At 61.6% G+C, this 24,558-nt stretch carries 24 protein-coding genes; 15 read left to right on the forward strand and 9 right to left on the reverse strand.

The genetic code is table 11. From position 1 onward, the window contains the following. Positions 1-29: 29 nt before the first annotated feature. From def to EKL02_RS10840, 4 genes are read right to left on the reverse strand one after another with little or no spacing between them, the layout of a single operon-like run. The gene (def, locus tag EKL02_RS10825) at positions 30-566 is read right to left on the reverse strand and encodes a peptide deformylase (protein ID WP_128902058.1); all 537 of its coding nucleotides are present in this window, start codon (positions 564-566) and stop codon (positions 30-32) included. Then, complete coding sequence (gene galU, locus EKL02_RS10830) at positions 563-1,438, reverse strand: UTP--glucose-1-phosphate uridylyltransferase GalU (protein ID WP_128902059.1); 876 nt, start codon at positions 1,436-1,438, stop codon at positions 563-565. The genes def and galU overlap by 4 nt, the downstream gene beginning before the upstream one ends. Continuing rightward, positions 1,435-3,489 (reverse strand): NAD-dependent DNA ligase LigA, encoded by a 2,055-nt coding sequence (gene ligA, locus EKL02_RS10835; RefSeq protein ID WP_128902060.1) that lies wholly within the window; start codon positions 3,487-3,489, stop codon positions 1,435-1,437. Before ligA ends, galU begins: the two co-directional genes overlap by 4 nt. A gap of 2 nt (positions 3,490-3,491) precedes the next feature. Beyond that, positions 3,492-4,598, reverse strand: a complete 1,107-nt coding sequence (locus tag EKL02_RS10840) for a cell division protein ZipA C-terminal FtsZ-binding domain-containing protein (RefSeq protein ID WP_128902061.1) — start codon at positions 4,596-4,598, stop codon at positions 3,492-3,494. 308 nt (positions 4,599-4,906) lie between these two features. On the opposite strand from EKL02_RS10840, the gene EKL02_RS10845 reads away from it, so the two are divergent. After that, positions 4,907-5,116 (forward strand): hypothetical protein, encoded by a 210-nt coding sequence (locus tag EKL02_RS10845; RefSeq protein WP_128902062.1) that lies wholly within the window; start codon positions 4,907-4,909, stop codon positions 5,114-5,116. A gap of 36 nt (positions 5,117-5,152) precedes the next feature. Here EKL02_RS10845 and smc read toward each other — a convergent pair whose 3' ends face one another. Beyond that, positions 5,153-8,683 carry a chromosome segregation protein SMC gene (gene smc, locus EKL02_RS10850; protein ID WP_128902063.1) on the reverse strand — a complete coding sequence of 1,177 codons (3,531 nt, stop codon included), beginning with the start codon at positions 8,681-8,683 and terminating at the stop codon, positions 5,153-5,155. A 240-nt stretch (positions 8,684-8,923) separates the two neighbouring features. Between smc and dapC the strand changes: the two genes are divergently transcribed. The 7 genes from dapC to EKL02_RS10885 all read left to right on the forward strand — a co-directional run bounded on the left by dapC (position 8,924) and on the right by EKL02_RS10885 (position 16,706). Then, positions 8,924-10,135 (forward strand): succinyldiaminopimelate transaminase, encoded by a 1,212-nt coding sequence (gene dapC, locus EKL02_RS10855; protein WP_128902064.1) that lies wholly within the window; start codon positions 8,924-8,926, stop codon positions 10,133-10,135. A 32-nt stretch (positions 10,136-10,167) separates the two neighbouring features. Further along, positions 10,168-10,995, forward strand: a complete 828-nt coding sequence (gene dapD / locus EKL02_RS10860; protein ID WP_128902065.1) for a 2,3,4,5-tetrahydropyridine-2,6-dicarboxylate N-succinyltransferase — start codon at positions 10,168-10,170, stop codon at positions 10,993-10,995. Positions 10,996-11,100: 105 nt separating this feature from the next. Continuing rightward, positions 11,101-12,231 (forward strand): PilT/PilU family type 4a pilus ATPase, encoded by a 1,131-nt coding sequence (locus EKL02_RS10865; protein WP_128902066.1) that lies wholly within the window; start codon positions 11,101-11,103, stop codon positions 12,229-12,231. A gap of 4 nt (positions 12,232-12,235) precedes the next feature. Continuing rightward, the gene (locus EKL02_RS10870; RefSeq protein WP_128902067.1) at positions 12,236-12,592 is read left to right on the forward strand and encodes an ArsC family reductase; all 357 of its coding nucleotides are present in this window, start codon (positions 12,236-12,238) and stop codon (positions 12,590-12,592) included. 4 nt (positions 12,593-12,596) lie between these two features. Continuing rightward, the gene (dapE, locus tag EKL02_RS10875) at positions 12,597-13,724 is read left to right on the forward strand and encodes a succinyl-diaminopimelate desuccinylase (RefSeq protein WP_128902068.1); all 1,128 of its coding nucleotides are present in this window, start codon (positions 12,597-12,599) and stop codon (positions 13,722-13,724) included. A gap of 79 nt (positions 13,725-13,803) precedes the next feature. After that, positions 13,804-14,703 (forward strand): 50S ribosomal protein L3 N(5)-glutamine methyltransferase, encoded by a 900-nt coding sequence (prmB, locus tag EKL02_RS10880; RefSeq protein WP_128902069.1) that lies wholly within the window; start codon positions 13,804-13,806, stop codon positions 14,701-14,703. Continuing rightward, positions 14,700-16,706 carry an ATP-binding cassette domain-containing protein gene (locus EKL02_RS10885; RefSeq protein ID WP_128902070.1) on the forward strand — a complete coding sequence of 669 codons (2,007 nt, stop codon included), beginning with the start codon at positions 14,700-14,702 and terminating at the stop codon, positions 16,704-16,706. Before prmB ends, EKL02_RS10885 begins: the two co-directional genes overlap by 4 nt. A gap of 53 nt (positions 16,707-16,759) precedes the next feature. Here EKL02_RS10885 and EKL02_RS10890 read toward each other — a convergent pair whose 3' ends face one another. Beyond that, positions 16,760-16,984, reverse strand: coding sequence for a glycine zipper 2TM domain-containing protein (locus tag EKL02_RS10890; protein ID WP_128902071.1), 225 nt, complete (start codon positions 16,982-16,984; stop codon positions 16,760-16,762). 203 nt (positions 16,985-17,187) lie between these two features. After that, entirely contained in the window at positions 17,188-18,546 is a 1,359-nt protein-coding gene (locus tag EKL02_RS10895; RefSeq protein ID WP_128902072.1) for an MBL fold metallo-hydrolase, read from the reverse strand. A 182-nt stretch (positions 18,547-18,728) separates the two neighbouring features. On the opposite strand from EKL02_RS10895, the gene EKL02_RS10900 reads away from it, so the two are divergent. The 3 genes from EKL02_RS10900 (at position 18,729) to alaC (ending at position 21,321) form a co-directional block, all read left to right on the forward strand. After that, a complete protein-coding gene (locus EKL02_RS10900; RefSeq protein ID WP_128902073.1) occupies positions 18,729-19,565 on the forward strand; it encodes a Rossmann-like and DUF2520 domain-containing protein in 837 nt (278 codons plus the stop codon). A 7-nt stretch (positions 19,566-19,572) separates the two neighbouring features. Continuing rightward, complete coding sequence (gene arfB, locus EKL02_RS10905; RefSeq protein WP_128902074.1) at positions 19,573-19,986, forward strand: alternative ribosome rescue aminoacyl-tRNA hydrolase ArfB; 414 nt, start codon at positions 19,573-19,575, stop codon at positions 19,984-19,986. A gap of 141 nt (positions 19,987-20,127) precedes the next feature. Next, complete coding sequence (gene alaC / locus EKL02_RS10910) at positions 20,128-21,321, forward strand: alanine transaminase (protein WP_128902075.1); 1,194 nt, start codon at positions 20,128-20,130, stop codon at positions 21,319-21,321. 47 nt (positions 21,322-21,368) lie between these two features. Here alaC and EKL02_RS10915 read toward each other — a convergent pair whose 3' ends face one another. Together EKL02_RS10915 and EKL02_RS10920 are read right to left on the reverse strand one after the other, a co-directional pair. Then, positions 21,369-21,560, reverse strand: a complete 192-nt coding sequence (locus EKL02_RS10915) for a DUF2892 domain-containing protein (RefSeq protein ID WP_128902076.1) — start codon at positions 21,558-21,560, stop codon at positions 21,369-21,371. Between the two features lie 44 nt (positions 21,561-21,604). Next, a complete protein-coding gene (locus EKL02_RS10920) occupies positions 21,605-22,465 on the reverse strand; it encodes an MBL fold metallo-hydrolase (protein WP_128902077.1) in 861 nt (286 codons plus the stop codon). An 82-nt stretch (positions 22,466-22,547) separates the two neighbouring features. Here EKL02_RS10920 and EKL02_RS10925 point away from each other — a divergent pair, with 82 nt between their 5' ends. From EKL02_RS10925 to EKL02_RS10940, 4 genes are read left to right on the forward strand one after another with little or no spacing between them, the layout of a single operon-like run. Beyond that, positions 22,548-22,877: a metalloregulator ArsR/SmtB family transcription factor gene (locus EKL02_RS10925; protein WP_128902078.1), complete on the forward strand. Its 330-nt coding sequence runs from the start codon at positions 22,548-22,550 to the stop codon at positions 22,875-22,877. 1 nt (position 22,878) lies between these two features. Next, the gene (locus tag EKL02_RS10930; protein WP_128902079.1) at positions 22,879-23,313 is read left to right on the forward strand and encodes a YeeE/YedE family protein; all 435 of its coding nucleotides are present in this window, start codon (positions 22,879-22,881) and stop codon (positions 23,311-23,313) included. Between the two features lie 4 nt (positions 23,314-23,317). Continuing rightward, positions 23,318-23,764 carry a YeeE/YedE family protein gene (locus EKL02_RS10935; RefSeq protein WP_128902080.1) on the forward strand — a complete coding sequence of 149 codons (447 nt, stop codon included), beginning with the start codon at positions 23,318-23,320 and terminating at the stop codon, positions 23,762-23,764. Continuing rightward, on the forward strand, positions 23,761-24,555 hold the full coding sequence (locus EKL02_RS10940) for a sulfite exporter TauE/SafE family protein (RefSeq protein WP_128902081.1): 795 nt from the start codon (positions 23,761-23,763) through the stop codon (positions 24,553-24,555). Before EKL02_RS10935 ends, EKL02_RS10940 begins: the two co-directional genes overlap by 4 nt. Positions 24,556-24,558 lie beyond the last annotated feature (3 nt).

Below are 24,558 nucleotides of genomic sequence, written 5' to 3' on the forward strand. Positions count from 1 at the left end.
GGGCAACGCAGCCGCCGCCAGGATTACGCTCAGTCTTCCTGGCGCGCATCGAGGCCGGGAAACAAGATCTCGGTATAACCGAATTTGCTGAAATCGCGGATCCGCATCGGGTAAAGAATCCCGGCCAGGTGGTCGCACTCATGCTGCACCACGCGCGCATGAAAGCCATCGACCTCGCGCCGGATCGCATGGCCATTGCGGTCGACGCCTTCGTAACGCAATTGTTTGAAGCGCGGCACCATGCCACGCAAGCCGGGCACCGACAGGCAGCCTTCCCAGCCCTCTTCCATTTCTTCCGACAATGGCGTAAGGACCGGGTTGATCAGCACCGTTTCCGGCACGGGCGGCGCCTCGGGATAACGCGCATTGCTGCCAAAGCCGAAGATCACCACCTGCAGGTTGACGCCGATCTGCGGTGCGGCGAGGCCTGCGCCATTCGCTGCGTGCATGGTGTCGAACATGTCGGCGATCAGCGCTTCCAGTTCAGCCGTGCCAAAGCGCGCCACCGGCTCGGCCTGCTGCAGCAGGCGCGGATCGCCCATCTTCAGGATCGGCCGCACGCTCATTTCAGGCTGTGCACGTATTCCGTAAAGGCAGGCCCGGTTTCTGCATGCTTCATGCCGATCGCCAGGGTCGCCTTGAGGTAGCCGAGCTTGGAGCCGCAGTCGTAGCGCTGGCCGGCGTAACGATACGCCAGCACAGCCTCATCCTGCATCAGTGCGGCGATGCCGTCGGTCAACTGGATCTCGCCGCCGGCGCCCTTGCCCAGTGTCTCCAGGCGATCGAAAATCGATGAATTCAGCACGTAACGCCCGACCACCGCCAGGGTCGAGGGCGCGACATCCGGCTGCGGCTTTTCCACGATGCCATGCACTCGCTCGAGATTGTCGAGATAAGGCGTGGCGCTGACGATGCCGTATTGCTTGGTCTCTGCACGCGGCACTTCCTGCACTGCGAGGATGCTGGCGCCCTCGCGGGTGTAGCGTTCGACCATTTGCGCCAGCACCGGCGTCTGCCCTTCATCGACATCCATGAAATCGTCGGCCAGCAATACCGCAAAGGGCTCGTCGTTGACGACGGGGCGTGCGCACAGCACGGCATGCCCAAGACCGAGCGGCTCGGACTGGCGGATAAAAATGCAATTGATGTGTTTCGGGATGACGTTGCGGATCGATTCAAGCAAGGCATGCTTGCCGGCCAACTCGAGCTCGGCTTCCAGTTCATACGCCTTGTCGAAATGGTCTTCGATGGCGCGCTTGTTGCGCCCGGTGATGAAAATCATTTCCGTGATGCCGGCGGCCACTGCTTCCTCCACCGCATACTGGATCAGGGGTTTGTCGACGATGGGCAGCATTTCTTTGGGTTGCGCCTTGGTCGCTGGCAAGAAACGGCTCCCCAGACCCGCCACAGGAAACACCGCTTTTCTGATTTTTCTCATGAAATCCCTTTCAACAATTCAATCAATCCTGTTTCATCCAGTATGGCGATTCCCAGCTCTGCAGCCTTGACCAGCTTGCTGCCGGCTTCCTCGCCGGCCACCACATAAGCAGTTTTTTTAGACACCGAGCCGGCCACCTTGCCGCCGGCGGCCTCAATCATGGCGGCGGCGGCATCGCGCGTCAGATTCGGCAAGGTACCTGTCAGCACAAATGTCTTGCCTTGCAGAGCGCTGCCAACCTTGTCCGCATCCGTCGCCGCCGCAGCGATGCCTTCATGTTCGGCCCAGTGCACGCCGCCGGCGCGCAATTGTTCGACCAGTTCCCGGTTCAGTGGATCGACAAAAAACTGCTGTATGGATGCGGCAACCACTGGCCCGACATCCGCCACCTCCAGCAATTGCTCCAGGGTGGCATCCATGACAGAGTCCATGCGGCCGAAATGGCGCGCCAGCTCCTTCGCTGTTGCTTCACCGACGTGCCGGATGCCCAATGCATAAATGAATCGTGCCAGTGTAGTGGATTTTGATTTTTCCAGGGCGTTCAGGACATTACGCGCCGACTTGTCCGCCATGCGCTCCAGTTCGGCCAGCGATGCAAAACCCAGCTTGTAGAGGTCGGCGGCGGTGGCGATGACGTGCCTGTCCACCAGTTGCTCCACCAGTTGTTCACCCAGGCCTTCGATATCCATGGCGCGGCGCGAGACGAAGTGTAGCAAGCCGCCCTTCTTTTGCGCGGCGCACTTGGTCCAGCCGCCGGAACAGCGCGCCACGGCCTCGTCTTCGGCGCGAATGATGGCCGATCCGCACACCGGGCAAACGGCCGGCATGAGGAATTCGCGGGCATCCGCCGGGCGCCTTTCCGGCACCACGGCAACCACTTCCGGAATGACGTCGCCGGCACGGCGCACGATCACGGTGTCGCCAATGCGCACATCCTTGCGCCGCACTTCATCTTCGTTGTGCAGGGTGGCATTGGTCACCGTGACGCCACCCACCGATACCGGCGCCAGGCGCGCAACCGGCGTGATGGCGCCGGTACGGCCGACCTGCACGCCGATATCCTGCACCAGAGTCAAGGCTTCCTGGGCAGGAAACTTGTGCGCGATGGCAAAACGCGGCGCACGCGAGACGAACCCGAGGCGCTGCTGGTCAGCCAGCCGGTTGACCTTGTACACCACGCCATCGATTTCGTACGGCAGGGCAGCCCGGCGCGCACCGATATCGCGGTAAAACGCCAGCAAGCCCTCGGCACCCGAAACGATCGAACGTTCCTTGCAAACCGGCATGCCGATGGCATCGAACCAGTCCAGCAAGGCTGCATGCGAGTCCGGCAAGGCCGCGCCTTCCAGCACGCCGATGCCATAGGCATAAAACCGCAGCGCGCGCTGCGACGTGATCCGTGAATCGAGCTGGCGCAGGCTGCCGGCAGCAGCATTGCGCGGATTGGCGAATTCCTTTTGCCCGGCATCGCGCTGGCGCGTGTTGAGCCGATCGAAGTCGGCCTTGAACATCAGCACCTCGCCGCGAACATCCAGCACTGTCGGCGGGTTTTCCATGCGCAGGCGCAGAGGGATCGCGCGAATGGTGCGGATATTTGCCGTGACGTTTTCGCCAGTGGCGCCATCACCGCGGGTGGCGGCTTCTACCAGGATGCCGTTTTCATAGCGCAAGTTGATCGCCAGGCCGTCGAACTTCAGCTCCGTGGCGTAGTCCACTTCGCCATCGGCGCGCAAACCCTCGCGCACGCGGCGGTCGAAGGCCACGACATCGTCATCGTCGAAGCCATTGCCAAGCGATAGCATCGGCACCGAGTGCCGCACCGCCTCGAATTGCGGCAGCGGCGCGCCGCCCACGCGCTGGGTAGGCGAATCGGGGCTGCGCAACTCGGGGTGCTGCTGCTCCAGCGCGCTCAGTTCGAGGAAGAGTCTGTCGTATTCCGCATCGGGAATGCTGGGATTGTCCAGCACGTAATAGGCATGGGCGTGCCGGTTGAGTTCTGCGCGCAGCCAGGCCGCGCGCGCGGGCACGTCAGCAAACAATTCGTCCTGCATGCTCAGTTAAAAAGGCGCAAGGCGCGGACCGATCCGGCAGGGATTTCGGCGACCTGCATGTCTTCGTAAAATGCATTGACCTGGCGGGCGATTTCCGCCAGCGAATCTTCGCTGAGCGGCTGGCTGCCATCGTCAACCACCGTGCCGCCGAGGCGCGCCGCCAATGCCTTGGCGCAGGCGATCATGGCGCCGAAGCCGTCGCGCTGCGGCGACACGCATGGCACGTCCAGCAGCAAGGTCAGGCGCGAAGTGGTATCGGCCGCCAGCGTGACATTGGTCGACAAGGAAAACAGCACGCCACCATCGCCATCCGGCATCACCAGGCGGCCGTCCGGACGCAGGTCGAAACCCTGCCGCTCCAGTGCCGCCAGCAAGGTGTTGATGGCCCAGGGCGCACCGTTGGACTGCACGTTGACGCTCAGCTTGGCATCGTATTCGGCAACGAACTGGTGCAGCGAGCGCGCAGCCGTCATGACCGCCGTCATATCCGGCACTTCCGGCTCGGCATTGATTTCATCGGCCACCTGGCGCAAGCGCGTGACGAGTTCGGAATATTCCAGTTCGTTCAGCGCGCTGCCGCGGTTGGCCAGTTGCACGCCCGCCAGCAGCGCGGTATACACGCCACGGTGCGCAATCGGCTCCCATTGGCCATCGTTGCGCTGGCCAATGAAATGCACCGGCTTGTTGCCGACATGACGCAGCCCCTGCAGGGGAAGAATGATTTTTTCGCCGTGCGCCGGGGTTTCCAGCACCAGTGGAATGGGGCAATCGACGAGGGAATCGACCGGCAGGTCGCGCACGGGCGCCGCTGCTGCCCGCAAGGCTTCCTCGGACGCTTCCGCTTCGGCTGCCGCACTCGCATCCGCAGAACTATCGGTGTCCACGCCACCAGTCCCCGGAACAGCTTCTCCGTCGAGGCTTGGCTCATGGCGCGATTGGCCGGCAACATGCCCGCCGGCACCGGACTGCATGAGCACATCATCTGGCGCACTGGAAAAAGCGCGCTCGACATTTTTCTTGGCCTTATATTCCTGCCATTTATTGTAGGAAATTACACCGACAACAATTGCACCGCCAATTGCAATCAGGCTCGTCTGTAAATCGGTCATACCGCTTTTGTCCTGGAAATGTAATCGATGTTAATTTGATGTTGATCGGACACATTATACGTAAGCTGCCGCCCTAATTCAGCAATGTCTGTGAACATGCCGGCAAATAGGGAGATTGACGGGGAATTTCGTCGCTTGACGCACGTTATCTGAAAGAACATTGGTTCGAAGCAAGACTAAAGAAATTGACAGCAATCAAAAAGCAAATTTTTTCAAATAATAAACTTGCAAATGTTGTGACTCGGAATGAATTCCATTTGTTACGGGATGCAGGTTTTTATCGATTGCCATTGCTGACAAGGTGCATCATGCTCAAACAGAAAGAACTCCGCTTCCAGGAACTGGCCATGCTTTCAGTCAACCCTTTACTGCGCAATATTCACCAATGGTGGCTGCAGCGTGCCGAGCACCATTACCTGATCTGCGCCGATGTCGAAGAAAAGCGCGCGCGCGAAGCCCAGCAAAACGTCGCCTATTATCAAAAACGCGCCGCCATGGCACGTTCGGCCCGGCTCTGATTCTGATTACCCGCCTGATCCGGCAAACCAGCCGGATCAGGCGGCCTGGGCCTCATGGGCAAAACTCGCCGCCGATTCCATGTCTACCGCCACGATGCGCGAGACGCCCTGCTCTTGCATCGTCACACCGATCAGTTGCTGCGCCATTTCCATCGCAATCTTGTTATGTGAAATAAACAGGAATTGCGTATTGTCCGACATGCGCTTGACCATGTTGCAGAAACGCTCGGTATTGGCATCGTCCAGCGGTGCATCCACTTCATCGAGCAGGCAGAACGGCGCTGGATTCAGCTGGAACATCGAAAACACCAGCGCCGTCGCCGTCAGGGCCTTTTCGCCGCCAGAGAGCAAGTGAATGGTGGCGTTTTTCTTGCCTGGCGGCTGCGCCATGACTTGCACGCCGGAGTCGAGGATTTCATCGCCGGTCATGATCAGCTTGGCATTGCCGCCGCCAAACAGGATCGGGAACAGTTCCGAGAAATGGCGGTTGACCTTGTCGAAGGTATCCTGCAGCAATGCACGGGTTTCCAGGTCAATCTTGCCGATGGCATCTTGCAGCGTATTGATGGCCTCGGTCAGGTCGGCATTCTGGGCATCAAGGAAATTCTTGCGCTCGGACGCCTGCGCCAGTTCATCCAGCGCCGCCAGGTTCACCGCCCCGAGTGCCGCAATCGCATTGGTCAGGCGCGTGACTTCACCCTGCAGGTAAGAAGGCTTCAGGTCCGGATTCAGCTTTTCCGCCAATGCGGCTTCATCGGCCTGCGCTTCGGCGAGTTGCTGGGCAAACTGTTCCTGGTTCAGGCGCGCCGCCTGTTCTTTCAGCTGCAGCTCGGTGATGCGGTCGCGCTGCGGCTGCAGGCTGCGCTCAGATTGCAGGCGCGCTTCCTCGTGATGACGCAGTTTTTGCGACAACTGGTCGAGCTCATGACGGGCGTCAGCCAACGCACGTTCCTGGTCGGTGCGTTTTTCCAGCAGCGATTGCAGGCCAGCCTGGGCGGCCTGGTCATCCAGGTTCTCCAGCTCCAGGTGGCCCTGCTGCATGCTCGCAAACAGCTGCGAGGCCTGCTCCAGGGCCGTGGCGATACTGCGCTTTAATTCCTCGATCTTGTTGCGCTGCGACTTTTCCGAAAACCCGGCTTCCTGCGCCGCCCGTTCGAGGTCGCGCAGGCGCACGCGGGCATCGTTCAACTGCTGTTCGCGCGCAAGATAGGCGGTCTGGCCATCTTCGTGGGATTCCTGCAGCTCGGCCAGCTCCATGTCGAGCTGCTCGAACTTGGCTTCGGATTCGGCCCTGGCTTGCTGCTGCTCGGCTTCCTGCGCGGCGATTTCAGCCAGCTCGCCGGCGATCTGGGTGCTGCGCTGGTTGAAGCGCTCCTGCACCTCGGACAATTTCATTACCTCGATCTGCAAGCCATGCGCGGCCTGGGTCATGGCTTGCGCGCGCGTGCGGTATTCCTGCAGGCGTTGCGTTGCCTGCGTCAGGGCGGAATCGGCGCGCACTGCGCGTGTTTTTGCCTCGTCGGCCAGCATGTGCTGGGCGCGCAGCTGCTTGGTGATATTGTCGATTTCCTGCTGGCGCGCCAGCATGCCGTCCTGTTCCGAATCGGACGCATAGAAACGCACGCTGGTGCGGCTGACCACATGGCCCTGGCGCGTGACGAAATAGCCGCCGTTGGGCAGCCTGGCGCGGTCGAGGAAGGCGGCCGCGGCATCCTCTGCAACGAAGACGTTGTGCAGCCAGTCCTGCATCAGCGCGCGCAGGCCGGGGTCGTTCAGCTGCAGCAGCTCCAGCAGGGGCTTCAGGCCTGCCGGCGCCTCGCCCGTCACAGCGCCGGCAGCGGCATTGGCGCTGAACAGCGCGAGCTTGGCCGGCGGCGCGTCGTTGAAGAAGGCCTTGGCCCAGTCGAGGTTGGACATTTCCAGCGCCGAGGTGCGCTCTCGCAGGACCGATTCCAGCGCGGTCTCCCAGCCGGCATCGATGTGCAGCTTTTGCCACAGGCGCGGCAAGTCGCCCAGCTCATGCTTTTGCAGCCAGGGCTGCACCTTGCCCTGCGTCTGTACGTTTTCCTGCAATTGCTTCAGGGCGGAAAGGCGTGCTTCCAGCTGGGCGTTGGCCGCGGTTTCGGCATTGACCTGCGCCTGCGCCGCGCGGCGTTCTTCTTCCAGGCGGGGCTGCTGTTCCTGCGCCTCTTCCAGCAAATGCTGCGCCTCTTCCAGCGCCATCTGTTTTTCTTCCAGCTGCTCCTTCAAATTTGCCAGGTGCGTGCCGTCCGGCATGTTCATGCCGTTTTTTTCCTGCGACAGCCGCTCGCGGCGCACTGCCAGGCCCGACAGGATATTGGAGGCATTGCGCTGGTGCGCCGATTCCAGCTCGATCTGCTGCTGCACCTGCATGATCTTGCCGCGCGATTCCGTCGACCTGAGCTGCGCCTCGCGCCAGGCCTGCTCCAGCGCCGGCAAGCCTTCATGCTGCTGCTGCGCCACCATCTGCGCCTGCTCGACGCGCGCAGCCTGCTCTTCCAGCATCAGTTCGGCTTCCGCCAGTTCTTCCTGGTACTGGCTGCCCTGGCGCTGCCACTGGTCGCGCTGCGCGGTGAGCGAATTCAATTGCGATTGCAGGCGGCTGCGCGACTCGATGACAAACTTGATCTGCGCTTCCAGGCTGCCGATCTCGGAGTTGGTCTGGTACAGGTGTCCCTGCGCCTGGTGCATGCGGTCGCCGGCGCCGTAATGCGCCTGGCGCATGTGCTCCAGCTCGGTTTCCACATGGCGCAGCTTGGCAGTCTGTTCTTCCAGGTCGGTCTGGGCCTTTTCAATGTCGCGAAAGACTTTTTCCTGTTCGGCCTTGGCTTCGTTCTTGCGCAGCAGCCACAGGAGCTTTTGCTTTTCCACCTGGTCGGCCTGCAGTTCATGGAACTTGCGCGCCACCTCCGCCTGGCCTTCGAGCTTTTCCAGGTTGGCGTTCAGTTCGCGCAGGATATCTTCGACGCGGATCAGGTTTTCGCGGGTATCGTGCAGGCGGTTCTCGGTTTCGCGGCGGCGTTCCTTGTACTTGGACACGCCGGCGGCTTCTTCGAGGAATACGCGCAACTCTTCCGGGCGCGCCTCGATGATGCGCGAAATCATGCCCTGGCCGATGATGGCATAGGCGCGCGGACCAAGACCCGTGCCCAGGAAGATGTCCTGGATATCGCGGCGGCGCACTGCCTGGTTGTTGATGTAATACGTGGACGTGCCGTCGCGCGTCAGCGTGCGCTTGACGGCGATCTCGGCGAACTGGTTCCACTGGCCGGCGGCCCTGCCGTCGGCATTGTCGAACACCAGTTCGACCGAAGAGCGCCCGGCGGGCTTCCTGTGCGTGGAACCGTTGAAGATGACGTCCTGCATGGACTCGCCACGCAGTTCGGATGCTTTGGACTCGCCCAGCACCCAGCGCACGGCATCGATGATGTTGGATTTGCCGCAGCCGTTAGGCCCCACCACGCCAACCAGTTGCCCCGGCACCTGGAAATGGGTGGGATCCACGAAGGATTTAAAACCCGACAATTTAATGGATGTTAAACGCACGTTATCGACTTTATCCTGTGAATTTCGACAAAATGGCCGCATCCGACTACCAGCCCCGAGGTCGGGCGGGGCGATCCGGGCGGCGCACAGAGTGGCAATCATATCATTGAAGAAGCGGGCTTCTGCCATTTTGCCAAGCCTGCGCCCGGTTTGGCGGCAACATGAGCGGTATAATGTTGCACTTGTGTTCGCGCCCGCTTTTTATTGGCGTTTTATCATCAATTCATTCCCGCCGTCGCCGTGAATCCACTATTAGACAAGCTGCAACCCTACCCCTTCGAAAAACTGCGCAAGCTGTTTGCCGACGTGACGCCGAACCCGGCCTACCGTCCCATCAGCCTTGGCATCGGCGAGCCCAAGCACCCCACGCCGGCATTCATCCGCGACGCGCTGGCCGATAGCCTCGACGGCCTGGCTGCCTATCCTGCGACTGCCGGCAGCGAAGCCCTGCGTGCGACAATTGGCGCCTGGCTGGAGCGCCGCTACGGCTTGCCGAAACTGGATATCGCCACGCAAGTGCTGCCGGTCACGGGTTCGCGCGAGGCGCTGTTCGCGCTGGCCCAGACCGTGATCGATCCGCGCCGCGGCGACGCCCTGGTGGCTTGCCCGAACCCCTTCTACCAGATCTATGAAGGCGCCGCCTACCTGGCCGGCGCCGAGCCCTACTTCCTCAATTCCAACCCGGCGCGCAATTTCGCCCCGGATTACCAGAGCGTGCCGCCGCAAGTCTGGGAGCGCGTGCAATTGCTGTTCCTGTGCTCGCCGGGCAATCCGACCGGCGCCGTGCTGACGCTGGAGGACTGGAAGGCGCTGTTCGAACTGTCGGACCGCTATGGCTTCGTGATCGCCTCGGACGAATGCTATTCGGAGATCTATTTCAAGGACGAGCCGCCGCTGGGCGGCATGGAAGCCGCGCACAAGCTCGGCCGTACCGGTTACCCGCGCCTGATTTCCTTTTCCAGCCTGTCCAAACGCTCCAACGTGCCCGGCATGCGCTCGGGCTTCGTCGCCGGCGACGCCGACATCCTCAAGAAATTCCTGCTGTACCGCACTTACCACGGCAGCGCCATGGGGCCGGCGATCCAGTCGGCATCGGTCGTTGCCTGGGGCGACGAAACCCACGTGCAGGAAAACCGCACGCAGTACATCCGGAAGTTTCGCCAAGTTACGCCACTGCTGGCAGAAGTGCTGGACGTCGCCCTGCCCGACGCCGGCTTCTACCTGTGGGCCAGGGTGGACAAGCTGGCAAGCATCTCGGATGTCGACTTCGCCAAACGCCTGTATGCCGAATATAATGTGACGGTTTTGCCGGGCAGCTACCTCGCCCGCGAAGCGCACGGCATCAACCCGGGACAAAACCGCATCCGCATGGCGCTGGTCGCTGAAACTGCGGAATGCCTCGAAGCTGCGCAGCGCATCGTTGAATTCACCCGCAAGCTCGCGGCACACTGATTTTTCCACTATTGAACAAGACCGATACCAACATGACTCAGCAACTGCAAACCATCATTGACCAGGCCTGGGAAGACCGCGCCAGTTTCTCCCCGAAATCCGCTCCCGCCGAAGTGCGCGACGCCGTCGCCCACGTGCTGGGCGAACTGGACCAGGGCACACTGCGCGTCGCCGAGAAGATCGACGGCGCCTGGAACGTCAACCAGTGGATCAAGAAAGCCGTGCTGCTGTCGTTCCGCCTGGAAGACAATGTGCCGATGCCGGCCGGCGGCAACATGCAGTTCTACGACAAGGTGCCGACCAAGTTTGCCAACTACACCGCCGAAGATTTTGCCAAGGGCGGCTTCCGCGTGGTGCCGCCGGCAGTTGCCCGCCGCGGCAGCTTCATTGGCAAGAATGTCGTGCTGATGCCTTCCTACGTCAACATCGGCGCCTACGTCGATGAAGGCGCGATGGTCGATACCTGGGCCACCGTCGGCTCCTGTGCGCAGATCGGCAAGAACGTGCACCTGTCGGGTGGCGTCGGCATCGGCGGCGTGCTCGAACCGATGCAGGCCAACCCGACCATCATCGAAGACAACTGCTTCATCGGCGCCCGCTCGGAAGTCGTCGAAGGCGTGATCGTCGAGGAAAATTCGGTCATTTCGATGGGCGTGTACATCGGCCAGTCCACCAAGATCTATGACCGCGCCACCGGCGAAGTCACGTACGGCCGCGTGCCTGCCGGCTCGGTCGTGGTCTCCGGCAACCTGCCTTCGGCTGATGGCAAGTACAGCCTGTATTGCGCCGTGATCGTCAAGCGCGTCGATGCCAAGACCCGCGCCAAGACCGGCATTAACGAATTGCTGCGCGACGCGTAATGGTCGCGGGTGGCGCCGCGCAGCGTACGGCGTCACCCTTGCATTAACGGATTACCAGTTTGCCGCTGATTGCACTGAATAATTAAAAACACCAGGGAGAACACCATGGCAATGGACCGCTTGTTTCAGTTGATGCAGGAAAAATCCGCTTCCGACATGTTCATGGCGGTGAATTCGCCGATCCAGCTGAAGATCAATGGCAACCTGATTCCGATCAACCAGCAAAAGATCGACAATGGCGCGATCATGTCCCTGCTGGCCGAGGTGCTCTCGCCGTCCCAACTGGACGAACTGGACAAGAACAACGAGCTGAACCTGGGCATCCCGGTGCCGGGCATCGGCAGCTTCCGCCTGTCGGCGTTCCGCCAGCGCGGCACCATCTCGGCAGTCTTCCGCTACATCCCCGGCACCATTCCGGACCTCGACACCCTGCACCTGCCGCCTGCGCTGGCCGACATCATCAAGCAAAAGCGCGGCCTGATCCTGGTGGTCGGCGCGACCGGATCGGGCAAGTCTACCACCATCGCCTCGATGCTGGACCACCGCAATGCCAGCATGGCCGGCCATATCCTGACCCTGGAAGACCCGATTGAATTTCTCTTCAAGAACAAGAAATCCATCGTCAACCAGCGCGAAATCGGCGTCGATTCGAACAACCTGAACATTGCCTTGAAAAACGCGCTGCGCCAGGCCCCGGACTGCATCCTGGTCGGCGAAATCCGCGACAAGGAAACCATGTCGGCCGCCCTGGCCTATGCCCAGTCCGGTCACCTGGTGGTGTCGACGCTGCATGCCAACAACAGCTATCGGGCACTGAACCGCATCATCGGTTTCTTCCCGCTGGAAACCCGCCAGGCCATGCTGCAGGATCTGGCCTCGACCATCCTGGCAATCGTTTCGCAACGACTGGTGCCGGCCACCAACGGCAAGCGCATCCCTGCGGTCGAAGTGCTGATGAACACCCGCCACATCGCCGAACTGATCGAGGATGGTGAAATCGGCCAGATCAAGGAAGCCATGGAAAAAAGCATGTCGCCGGGCTCGCAAACCTTCGAGCAGGCGCTGGTTCATCTCATCAAGGAAGGCCTGGTCACGCAGGACGACGCGCTCGCCTATGCCGATTCCGCCACCAACCTCTATTGGCTCCTCAATAACGAGGATTCCGACAAGTCCATGCAGCAGGACGAGCACAAGGACGATGGCACCAGCTTCACCGAATTCACCCTGAACGTCTGAAACCATGAGCATTACCCTGTACGGCATTCCCAACTGCGACACCGTCAAGAAAGCCCGGACCTGGCTGGAGGCGCACGGCATCCCTTACAACTTTCACGATTTCAAGAAGGCTGGCCTGGCCGCCGACCTGGTATCCGGCTGGCTCAAGGATGTCGATTGGGAGACGCTGGTCAATCGCAAGGGCACAACCTGGCGCAACCTCGACTTGCAGCGCAAGGAAGCCATCGTCGATGTCGCCAGCGCCACCGCACTGATGCTCGATGCGCCCTCCATCGTCAAGCGCCCGGTGCTGGTCAAGGATGGCCGCGCCCATGTCGGCTTCGCCGACGCAAGCTATCAACAAATTTTCGAAAAGCCCTGATCCCATGAGCAAAACGCTCGCACTGACTGAAGAATTGATTACCCTGTCCTCCGTGACCCCGGAAGACAAGGGGTGCCAGGACCGCCTGGCGGAACTGCTTGCACCGCTGGGCTTCCAATGCGAAACCATCGCTTCGGGCGAAGTCACCAACCTGTGGGCACGCCGCGGCACTGCGCAACCTCTGCTGGTCTTCGCCGGACATACTGACGTTGTGCCGACCGGCCCGCTGGAGCAATGGACTTCGGCGCCTTTCGCGCCGACCCATCGCGACGGCAAGCTGTACGGGCGCGGCGCTGCCGACATGAAGACCTCGATCGCCGCCATGGTGGTCGCCGTCGAGGAATTCACCCAGGCGCACCCGGACCACAAAGGCTCGATCGCCTTTCTGATCACCAGCGACGAGGAAGGCCCGGCCACCGACGGCACCGTGGTGGTCTGCGACAAGCTGAAGGCGCGCGGCGAGCAGCTCGATTACTGCATCGTCGGCGAACCGACCTCGACGGCACAACTGGGCGACATGATCAAGAACGGCCGGCGCGGCAGCATGTCCGGCAAGCTGGTCATCAAGGGTATCCAGGGGCACATCGCCTACCCGCACCTGGCGCGCAACCCAATCCACCAGGCCGCGCCCGCGCTGGCAGAGCTGGCTGCGGAAAAATGGGACGACGGCAACGAGTACTACACGCCGACTTCCTGGCAAATGTCGAATATCCACGCCGGCACGGGCGCGACCAATGTCATTCCGGGCGACGTGGTGATCGATTTCAATTTCCGTTTTTCCACCGCCAGCACGGTCGAAGGCTTGCAGCAGCGCGTGCATGCCATCCTTGACCGCCACGGCCTGGAATACAGCCTGCAATGGACCGTCGGCGGCCTGCCCTTCCTGACCCCGCGCGGCACCCTCTCCGATGCGCTCGCCCGCGCCATCCGCGACGAAACCGGCCTGGACACGGAACTGTCGACCACCGGCGGCACGTCGGATGGCCGCTTCATCGCCCAGATCTGCCCGCAAGTCATCGAATGCGGCCCGCCCAATGGCAGCATCCACAAGATCGACGAGCATATCGAGCTGCGCTATATCGACCCGCTGAAAAACATCTACCGCAAGACGCTGGAAAACCTTTTGCTGTAAGTTCCGTCCAAGTCAGCAGTACCCTGCCACATTCCCGCTCCCTCATGGAGCGGGCGCACCAATAACTTACGCCATATCCATGACTCCCAACGACTTTTCCACCCTGCGCGACCTGTTGCGCTACGCCGTCAGCCGCTTCAATGACGCCGGCCTGTTCTTTGGCCATGGCAGCGCCAACGCCTTCGATGAAGCGGCCTACCTGCTGCTGTTCACACTCAAGCTGCCTCTGGACAAGCTCGATCCCTTCCTCGACGCGCGCCTGTTGCCCGAAGAAGTCGCGGGCGTGCTGCGCGTCATCGACCAGCGCGCCACCGAGCGCCTGCCGGCCGCCTACATCACCCGCGAAGCCTGGCTCGGCGACTACCGCTTCTATGTGGACGAGCGCGTGATCGTGCCGCGCTCCTTCATCGCCGAACTGATCCCCGACTACTTCTCCCCCTGGGTCGCCGTGGCCGACGAAGTCACCGACATCCTCGACCTGTGCACCGGCTCGGGCTGCCTGCCCGTCATGCTGGCCGACGCGTTCCAGAATGCCCAGGTCGACGCGGTCGATATCTCCAGCGACGCGCTCGTCGTCGCCCAGCGCAATGTCAGCGATTACGACCTGCAGGCCCGCATTACGCTCATCGAATCCGACCTGTACACGAAGTTGCCAGAGAAAAAATACGACATCATCGTCAGCAACCCGCCCTATGTAAACAGCGATTCGATGACGAAACTGCCGCGCGAATACATGCGCGAGCCGCAGCTTGCCCTGGCAGGCGGCGTGGATGGCATGGACCTGGTGCGCACGATCGTCGCCGGTGCCGCCGCGCGCCTGAAGCCCCAGGGCATCCTGGTGGTTGAAATCGGCAACGAGCGCGCGCATGCCGAAGCCGCTTTCCCGGATCTCGAACTGACCTGGCTGTCGACCTCGGCCGGCGACGACATGGTATTCCTGCTGACCAAAGAACAATTGCAGGCGAAGAAAAAGAAATGATCCGTTTTCAACAAGTCAGTCTCATGCGCGGCGTCAAGCCGCTGTTCGAATCCGCCGACGTCACCCTCAACCCGGGCGACAAGATCGGCCTGATCGGCTCCAACGGCGCCGGCAAGTCCAGCCTGTTTGCCATGCTGCGCGGCGAATTGCACGCCGACGCCGGCGAAATCGATTACCCGGCCAAATGGCGCGTCGCCTATGTTGCCCAGGAAACCCCGGCACTTGACCGTCCCGCCATCGAGTACGCAATCGATGGCGACACCACCCTGCGCCGGCTCGAGGATGAACTGGCCTTCCTGGAAAGCGAGCCGGAAAGCACCGCCAACGGCATCCTGATCGGCGAACTCTATAGTTCGCTGGCCGATGCCGATGCGTACACGGTGCGCTCACGCGCCGAACAGTTGCTGCTGGGCCTGGGCTTTTCGATGGCGCAGATGGACCAGCCCGTCGCCAGTTTTTCCGGCGGCTGGCGCATGCGCCTGAACCTCGCGCAGGCGCTGATGTGCCCGTCCGACCTGCTGCTGCTGGACGAGCCGACCAACCACCTGGATCTCGACGCCATCATCTGGCTGGAAGACTGGCTGAAGCGCTATGCCGGCACGCTGGTCATCATTTCGCATGACCGCGATTTCCTCGATGGCGTGGTGAATGTCATCGTGCATATCGACGAGCGCAAGTTGAAGCGCTACTCGGGCAATTATTCCGCCTTCGAGCGCCAGCGCGCCGCGCAAATGATCCTCGCGCAAGGCTTGATGGAAAAGCAGGCACGCCAGCGCGCCCACCTGCAATCCTTCATCGAGCGCTTCAAGGCCAAGGCCAGCAAGGCAAAACAGGCGCAAAGCCGCGTCAAGGCCCTGGCGCGGATGGAAGAGACTGCGATGCTGCGCGCCGACGCCGAGTTTTCGTTCGAATTCCGCGAACCGCTCTCCGCACCCAATCCGCTCCTGGTGATGGAAGACGTCAATGCCGGCTACCGCATCGAAAACGAGAAAGACTACAGCGTCACTGAAAAGACCATCGTTTCCGGCATCAATTTCTCTCTGCAAATCGGCCAGCGGATCGGCTTACTGGGGGTGAACGGCGCCGGCAAATCGACGCTGATCAAGACCATAGCCGGCGAACTGGCGCCGCTTTCCGGTGACGCCCATCTCGGCAAGGGCTTGAACATCGGCTATTTCGCCCAGCACCAGGTCGAGATGCTGCGCCATGACGAATCGCCGCTATGGCATCTGGTCAAAATCGCGCCGACCACGCGCGAACAGGAATTGCGCAATTTCCTCGGTAGCTTCAACTTTCCCGGCGACATGGTGACGGCCAAGATCGCACCATTTTCCGGCGGCGAAAAGGCCCGCCTGGCGCTGGCGCTGATCGTCTGGCAACGGCCCAACCTGCTGCTGCTGGATGAGCCGACCAACCACCTGGACCTGGAAACGCGCGAAGCCCTGACAGAGGCGCTGGCGCAGTTCGAAGGCACCCTGATGGTGGTATCGCATGACCGCCACCTGCTGCGCGCCACCACCGACCAGTTCATCATCGTTGCCGACGGCAAGCTGGAGCCTTTCGACGGTGACCTGGACGATTACAAGGATTGGCTGTTCAAGACCAAGCTGGCGAACGCCAGCAAGGACAAGGCAAACGCCGCCTCACTGCCTGCCGCCAGCAGCACTGCAAAGATTACCTCGCCGGTCGCGCCGGCGGCGTCCGGCGTCGACAAGCGCGAGCAGAAGCGCGCCGAGGCGGAAGACCGCCAGCGCCTGGCCACACTGAAAAAGCCGATCGAGTCCAGGCTGAAAAAACTGGAAGAACAGATCGCCAAGCGCACCGCGCAAAAGGCGGCGGTGGATGAGAAGCTGGCCGACCCGGAAATCTATGATGTCGCCAAGAAGAAGGAATTGAAAGCCTTGCTGACCGACCAGGCGTACTACGCCAAGGAACTGGAACAGCTCGAAGGGGAATGGCTGGAGCAGCAGGAAGCGCTCGAACAGGTATCGGTATCGGCGTAACGGCTGTTGCGCCGATACCTTTAGGCTGGATGATATTTTAGAGGGATCGTCCTTTACTTCTTCGGCTTGCTGATCTCATGGCCGATGACGCCACCGACGGCGGCGCCACCCACGGCGCCCGCCGTGCTCCCGCCCGTCAATACAGATCCGCCGACCGCACCGGCACCCGCCCCAATCACCGTATTGCGATCCTGGGTTGACATGCCGGAACAGCCCCCAAAGCCAATCAGCGCAGCGACAGCCATGGTGCTGAGCGCAAATTTCGGTATCGATTTCATGGAATCACCTCCTTCTGGAGCGTTGCGTTTCGGATGCGCAGATGCACACGCCGCCAGAACCTGCGGCGCACAGAGGCATTGCACATGAACATTGGATCCCTGTGAATCAGAAATGTTCAGTCGATGCATCTGTTTGTCAGTGCCTCGTAGCCTTGCCGCATTCTTTCCGCCTCACACTATCGGCCGGATGCATTCCGGCAGATTCATAACTCGACCTGTTCCAGGTATTCCGGCACCCGGCAGTTCCACTTGAGCTCTTCCTGGATACGCCGCCGCAGGGCGTCCGCAGCATCGGCTTCGCCATGGACGATGAATGTCTCTTTCGGCGCCTCCTCGAACCCCGCCAGCCAGTCCATGATGCCGTTGCAATCCGCATGGGCCGACAGGTTGTCGATCTGCGCCACCACCGCCCGCACCTGGACATAGCCGCCATGAATCTTGATCGTATCGGCGCCGGCCAGCATGGCAGCCCCACGCGTGCCGCCGGCCTGGTAGCCTGCGAACAGGATGGTGTTGCGGTGATCGGGTGCGAATGCCTTGAGGTGGTGGAGCACGCGCCCGCCGGTGGCCATGCCGCTGGCGGAAATGATGACCTTGGGTTGCTGCTTACGGTCGATTTCCATCGAATCCGCAACCGCGTTGACCAGCACGGCGCCCTGACACACGGCGCGCGACAGCGCCTGCGTCAGCTTGTGCTCGGCGTGATGACGGTGATAGATCCGCGTCGCGTCGCCCGCCATGGGGCTGTCCAGATAGACCGGCAGGCTGGCGGGAATCGAGCCGGCCTGCTTCAACTGGTAGATGTAGTACAGCAATTCCTGCGCACGGCCCACCGCGAAAGCCGGGATCACGACGACACCGCCGCGTGCAATCGTGGCACGGATGTGCTCGCCCAGCACCTCCATGGGATCGGCATTGCCGTGCAAGCGGTTGCCATAGGTCGATTCCACCAGCAGGTAATCGGTGCGCGCGATACGGGTCGGCGCCGGCATGATGGGATCGTCGGCGCGGCCCAGGTCGCCGGAAAAGGTGATGCTGCGCTTGTCGTGGCGAATGGTAACGATGGCGGCGCCAAGGATATGTCCGGCAGGATGGAGCTCGGCAGTAATGGCGTCAACGATGTCGGATGGCTTGCCGAATTCGAGCGGCGAGAAATACTTCAGCGCATGATGCGCGTCGTCTTCCGTGTACAAGGGCAAGGCCGGCGCATGTTTGGAAAAGCCATGGCGATTGGCAAAAGCGGCATCCTCTTCCTGCAGGTGGCCGCTGTCCGGCAAGAGAATCTTGCACAGGTCGTAAGTGGCGGCGCTGCAATAGATCTTGCCACGAAAACCCTGCCGCACCAGCAGCGGCAGGTAGCCGCTGTGATCCAGGTGCGCATGCGTCAGCACCACCGCATCCACTTCGGCGGGCGGCACCGGCAGTGGCGACCAGTTGCGCAGGCGCAGTTGCTTGTAGCCCTGGAACAGGCCGCAATCGACCAGGATCTGCGCACCGCCCGCATGCAGCAGGTATTTGGAACCGGTCACGGTGCCGGTGGCGCCGAGAAACTGAATACGCATCTTCGTCCTCCTCCAGTGCGCCGCGCCGCCGCTGGTGATCCGCGGCCGGCGCAACTGTTCCATTGCAAGACATGTAAACAATTCTAGCCTGCCACCTTGTTTTTAGCGAAAGGAATTAGCGGCCGGCCTCGAATCGTGATAAAAATGCCATCCGTAGCGATTTCCCCATTGTCGACAGCACCATGCAGAAAACACTTAACATCATCGGCGCCGGCAAGCTCGGCCAGGCACTCGGAAGATTGTGGTTCGACAGCGCCACCTTCCGCCTGCATGATGTCCTCAACCGGTCGCTCGCCAGCGCGCAGCGCGCAGCGGAATTCATCGGCGCCGGCAAGGCCATCGACAACCGGTCGGAATTGCGCCCTGCGGATGTATATCTGATCGCCACGCCTGACGACCGGATTGCCGCGAGCTGTGACGCACTGGCGCAATCCGGCCTGCTTCATAGCGGCAGCATCGTCTTCCATTGCAGCGGCGCGCTGCCGTCATCGGTCTTGCAGGCGGCTGCCGGGCGGGGTGCGGCGGTAGCATCCATTCACCCGATTCGCAGTTTCGCCGCCCCTGCCGAGGTCGTGAAAAGCTTCGCAGGCACCTGGTGCGGCATGGAAGGCGATGCGCGCGCACTTGCGCTGCTGGCGCCCGCCTTCACCGCCATCGGCGCGCATACGGTGCCAATCAGGGCGGACGCGAAAATCCATTATCACGCCGGCGCAGTCTTTGCCAGCAACTACCTCGTGACCTTGCTCGACGTCGCCCGGCAATCATACATGCGGGCAGGAATTGCGCCGGATGTTGCCCTGCTGATGATCGCCCCGCTGGTGCGGGAAACCGTCGACAACGTGTTCAGGCTGGGACCGGAAGGCGCGCTGACCGGGCCGATCGCGCGCGGCGACATTGCCACCGCTGAAAGGCAGCGTCAGGCAGTGACGGCGGCAGATCCGGCGCATGGCGAAATCTATGCGCTCTTCATGCAGCTTACGCGCGAACTTGCCGCCCGGCGCCAGCCTGTGCAGAATTAGGAACGCCATGTCCCTCGCCCATCCCGTCGTCATTCCCGACAATGAAATCGAGTTCAGCCAGATCCGCGCGCAAGGCCCCGGCGGGCAAAACGTCAACAAGGTCTCCTGCGCCATCCACCTGCGCTTCGACATCGGCGCCTCCTCGCTGCCCGAGCATTACAAGGAACGCCTGTTGAAGCTGCGCGACCAGCGCATCACGCGCGAAGGCGTAGTAGTCATCAAGGCGCAGCAATCGCGCAGCCTGGAAAAAAACAAGGAAGACGCGCTGCAGCGCCTGCAGGAACTGGTCGAAAGCGTCTCTGTGCTGCCACCCGTGCGCAAGCCGACCCGGCCGACCCGCAGCTCGCAGGCCAGGCGCATGGACAGCAAGGCGACCCGCGGCAAGATCAAGGCCATGCGCGGCCGCGTCAGCGAGCATTAGTGTTGCCTCCATGCCGAAGCGCTTCGATTTCCCCATTGCCTCAATAAGATTCCTTCGCTAGAATCATTCACGGAACATCCCGCAAGGGAACACAGTTCCAGCGTCGCTCGGACGGTTCCGGGCGCTTACGGAGAACAATGCATGGCTCAATCCCAGAAGCCGCGCAGCTTTGCGCGCATCAATCGCCTTCCCCCCTACGTTTTCAACATCACGGCCGAACTCAAGATGGCTGCGCGACGGCGCGGCGAAGACATCATCGACCTTTCGATGGGCAATCCCGACGGTCCGACCCCGCAGCATATCGTCGACAAGCTGGTCGACACCGTCAAGCGGCCCGACACGCATGGTTATTCGGCCTCGAAAGGCATCCCGCGCCTGCGCCGGGCAATTTCGCACTGGTACAAGGACCGTTACGACATCGAGCTTGATCCCGACAGCGAGGCGATTGTCACCATCGGTTCCAAGGAAGGCCTGGCGCACCTGATGCTGGCCACGCTGGACCGCGGCGACACCGTGCTGGTGCCCAACCCGAGTTACCCGATCCACATCTGGGGCGCGGTGATCGCGGGCGCCGATATCCGCTCGGTGCGCATGAGCCCGGAGGTGGATTTCTTTGCCGAGCTGGAGCGGGCAATTCGCGAAAGCTATCCGAAACCGAAGATGATGGTGCTGGGTTTTCCTTCCAACCCGACGGCGCAGTGCGTCGAACTCGATTTCTTCGAGCGCGTGATCAGGCTGGCGAAGGAGCATGACATCCTGGTAGTCCACGACCTGGCCTACGCCGATATCGTCTACGACGGCTGGAAAGCCCCGTCGATCATGCAGGTACCGGGCGCGCGCGACGTTGCCGTGGAATTTTTCACGCTGTCGAAGAGCTATAACATGGCGGGATGGCGCATCGGTTTCATGGTCGGCAACCGCGAACTGGTGGCGGCGCTGGCGCGCATCAAGAGTTACCACGACTACGGCAGTTTCACGCCAGTGCAGGTGGCGGCGATCGCCGCGCTCGAAGGCGACCAGGGCTGTGTGGAAGAAATCCGGGCGCAGTACCAGCGCCGCCGCGACGTGCTGGTCAAGGGCTTGCACGAAGCGGGCTGGATGGTGGACAAGCCCAAGGCCTCGATGTACATCTGGGCACGCATTCCGGAACAGTACCGCCACCTGGGTTCGCTGGAATTTTCCCGGCTGCTGCTGGAAAAAGCCAAGGTGTGCGTATCGCCGGGGATCGGCTTTGGCGAATATGGCGACGAATACGTGCGCATGGCGCTGATCGAGAACGAGGCGCGCATCCGCCAGGCGATCCGGGGCATCAAGGCGATGCTGAAGGGCGCCTAGTCGTCGCGCCTGCGTGGAGGCTGCCGAATTCGGGGATGAGAATACCCTTAGCGTTTCAGCGAACAGGTATTCAATCCGACCAGTTTGTAAGCCGGGCAGCGGCTGAAAATCCCAGTCAGCAGCGGTACCAGGCCAATCCAGCCCCACGCACCGATCGCACCTATGAGCGTTGCGCCGATCAGGGCCAGGCCGATGACGATACGGATGATGCGGTCGATGTTGCCTACATTTGCTTGCATGATGTTTTCCTTTTTAAGTGAAAAAAAATACTGCTCCCTGCCCGTCACATTGCATTGACCGGAATCTTGAAATAGCTCACGCCATTGGCTTCCGGCGGCGGCATTTCGCCCGCGCGGATATTCACCTGGATCGAGGGCAAAATCAGCACCGGCATGTCCAGGGTCGCATCGCGCGCCTGGCGCATTGCCACGAACTGTTCTTCCGTCACGCCCTCGCGCACATGGATATTCTTTTGTTTCTGTTCCACCACCGTCGTTTCCCACACGGGTTCGCGGCCGTGCGGCGGATAGTCGTGGCACATGAACAGCCGCGTGCCGTCCGGTAGCGACAGCAGCTTGCGGATCGACCGATACATGCTGTGCGCATCCCCCCCTGGAAAATCGCAACGGGCGGTGCCGACGTCCGGCATGAACAGCGTGTCACCGACAAAAACCGCATCGCCCACCTTGTAGGCCATGTCTGCCGGCGTATGGCCCGGCACGAACAGCACTTCGGCATCGAGCTGACCAATGCTGAAGCGTTCCCCGTCCCTGAAAAGATAATCGAACTGCCTGCCATCCCCGATAAAATCCTCGCCGAGGTTGAACAGTTTCTTGAACACGCCCTGTACCGTGCGGATCTGTTCGCCGATGGCGATCTTGCCGCCGAGCTGCTCCTTGATGAAATGCGAGGCCGACAAGTGGTCGGCATGCGCGTGGGTCTCGATGATCCACTCCAGGCGCAAGCCCTGTTCGCGCACGAAATTCACGATGCGCCCGGCCCCATGGGTCCTTGTTCGGCCCGCATTGTGGTCGTAATCGAGCACCGGGTCGATCACTGCCGCGTGGCCGCCTTTTTCATCGTAGACGACGTAGGTCACGGTACCCGTGGCATCGTCAAAGAACGAGGCAATTTGTGGCTGCATTTTCACGCTCCATCAGACAAACACTATATTACTTTATAGTTTATAATATCATATATTATAGTCAGGTGAACCTGGAGCGCTTATGGAACTGACCGAAACCCGGCTGGATATCGAACGCATGCGGACCGCCGCCGCCAGGGCCGGCAATGTCATGCATGTCCTGTCCAATCCTGACCGCCTCATGCTGCTCTGCCAGTTGGTCCAGGGAGAAAAGTCGGTCAGCGAGCTGGAGGGCTTGCTCGAAATCCGCCAACCCACCCTGTCGCAACAACTTGGCGTCTTGCGCAATGATGGCCTGGTCAATACCCGCCGTGACGGCAAACGCATTTACTATTCCATTGCTGATATTAAAGTACTGACCCTGCTAAAGACCCTCTACGACCTGTATTGTCCGCAAGGGCAAGGAGTGTGACATGACCATCGACTGGAACAACTTTACACCCTGGGCCGCGCTCCTGGGCGGGCTACTGATTGGCCTGGCCGCTGCAGGCTTCGTGCTGGTGAATGGCCGCATTGCCGGCATCAGCGGCATCCTGGGTGGCCTGATCGAAACCAGGACCGGCGACAAGTCCTGGCGCATCGCCTTCATAGGCGGCATTCTGGTCGCGCCGCTGGCGTATCAGTTATTCGCCGCGCTGCCGCCGTCGCAAATCGACACCAGCTGGCCGGTCCTCGCGAGCGCGGGCCTGCTGACCGGTATCGGCACGCGCTATGGGTCCGGCTGCACCAGCGGCCATGGCGTGTGCGGCTTGTCGCGCTTGTCGCCGCGCTCGCTGGTAGCCACGCTGGCCTTCATGGGTGCAGGCTTTCTGACCGTGTTTGTCGTTCGCCATCTGCTGGGAGCCTGATGCCATGAATTCACTGTTTGCCTTCGTTTTTGGCCTGTTGTTCGGACTGGGCCTGATTGTGGCGGGCATGGCCAATCCCGCCAAGGTGCTTGGCTTTCTCGACCTCGCCGGCCGCTGGGATCCGTCTCTGGCCATGGTCATGGGCGGCGCCATCGCCGTCGGTGTCGGCGCCTTTGCCCTCGCCAGGCGGCGCACGGTTTCCTTGCTGGGATTGGCAATGCACCTGCCCAGCGCGCGCCACATCGACAAGCGCCTGGTCGGCGGCAATTTTCTTTTCGGGATCGGCTGGGGCCTGGCAGGCATATGCCCGGGGCCGGCGCTGGTATTGCTGGGCAGCGGCATGGCCGAAGGCGTGATTTTTGTTGTGGCCATGCTCGCCGGCATGGTGATGTATGAAGCCATCGAACGCAGCCGCGCAAGGCATACGCGGGCATCGGGATCGCCGGCATGACCCTTACCCTGATCCTGGGCCTGTTCATCGGCACCGTACTGGGCATGACCGGTGCCGGCGGCGCCATCCTGTCGGTGCCGGCGCTGGTGTTCAGCCAGGGCTGGAGCATGCAGCAAGCCGCCCCGGTCGCCCTGGTGGCGGTGGCAATCGGTGCCGGCATCGGCGCGCTCGAAGGCTTGCGGCAAGGCCTGGTGCGCTACAAGGCGGCACTTCTCATGGCGGCGGTCGGCATGCTGCTGACGCCGCTGGGCATGCGCCTGGCGCACGCCTTGCCGCAAACATGGCTGCTGATCCTGTTTTCCGGCGTCATGCTGATCGCCGCCGCACGCCAGCTATACAAGAAGAGTGCCGATTCGGATGAATCGATTGCACCGCGCAAGGCCGGTTGGGTCAATCCCGACACTGGACGTTTTCACTGGAATTGGCCCACTGCCCTGCTGCTCGGCGCGATTGGCGCGCTGACGGGCTTTCTGGCCGGCTTGCTGGGCGTCGGCGGGGCCTTTGCAATGGTGCCGCTGCTGCAGCGCTTCACGAACATTTCCATGCATGGGGTGGTCGCCACGGCACTGATGGTCACTGCCCTGGTCAGCGCCGGCGGCGTTGCCAGCGCCATCCGGCAGGGCGCCGTACTGCCCCCGCAGATTACGGTCGCCTTTGCCGTTGCAATTGCCGCGGGCATGATCGCAGGGCGCCTGCTTTCAAGGCAAGTCTCCGGGCGCCAGGTGCAAATCGGTTTTGCTGCCATTCTGGGCGTCGTAGCGACCAGCATGCTGTTCAAGGCCCTGGGCTAAAAA

Source organism: Janthinobacterium sp. 17J80-10, from assembly GCF_004114795.1.
GTDB lineage: Bacteria > Pseudomonadota > Gammaproteobacteria > Burkholderiales > Burkholderiaceae_D > Paucimonas.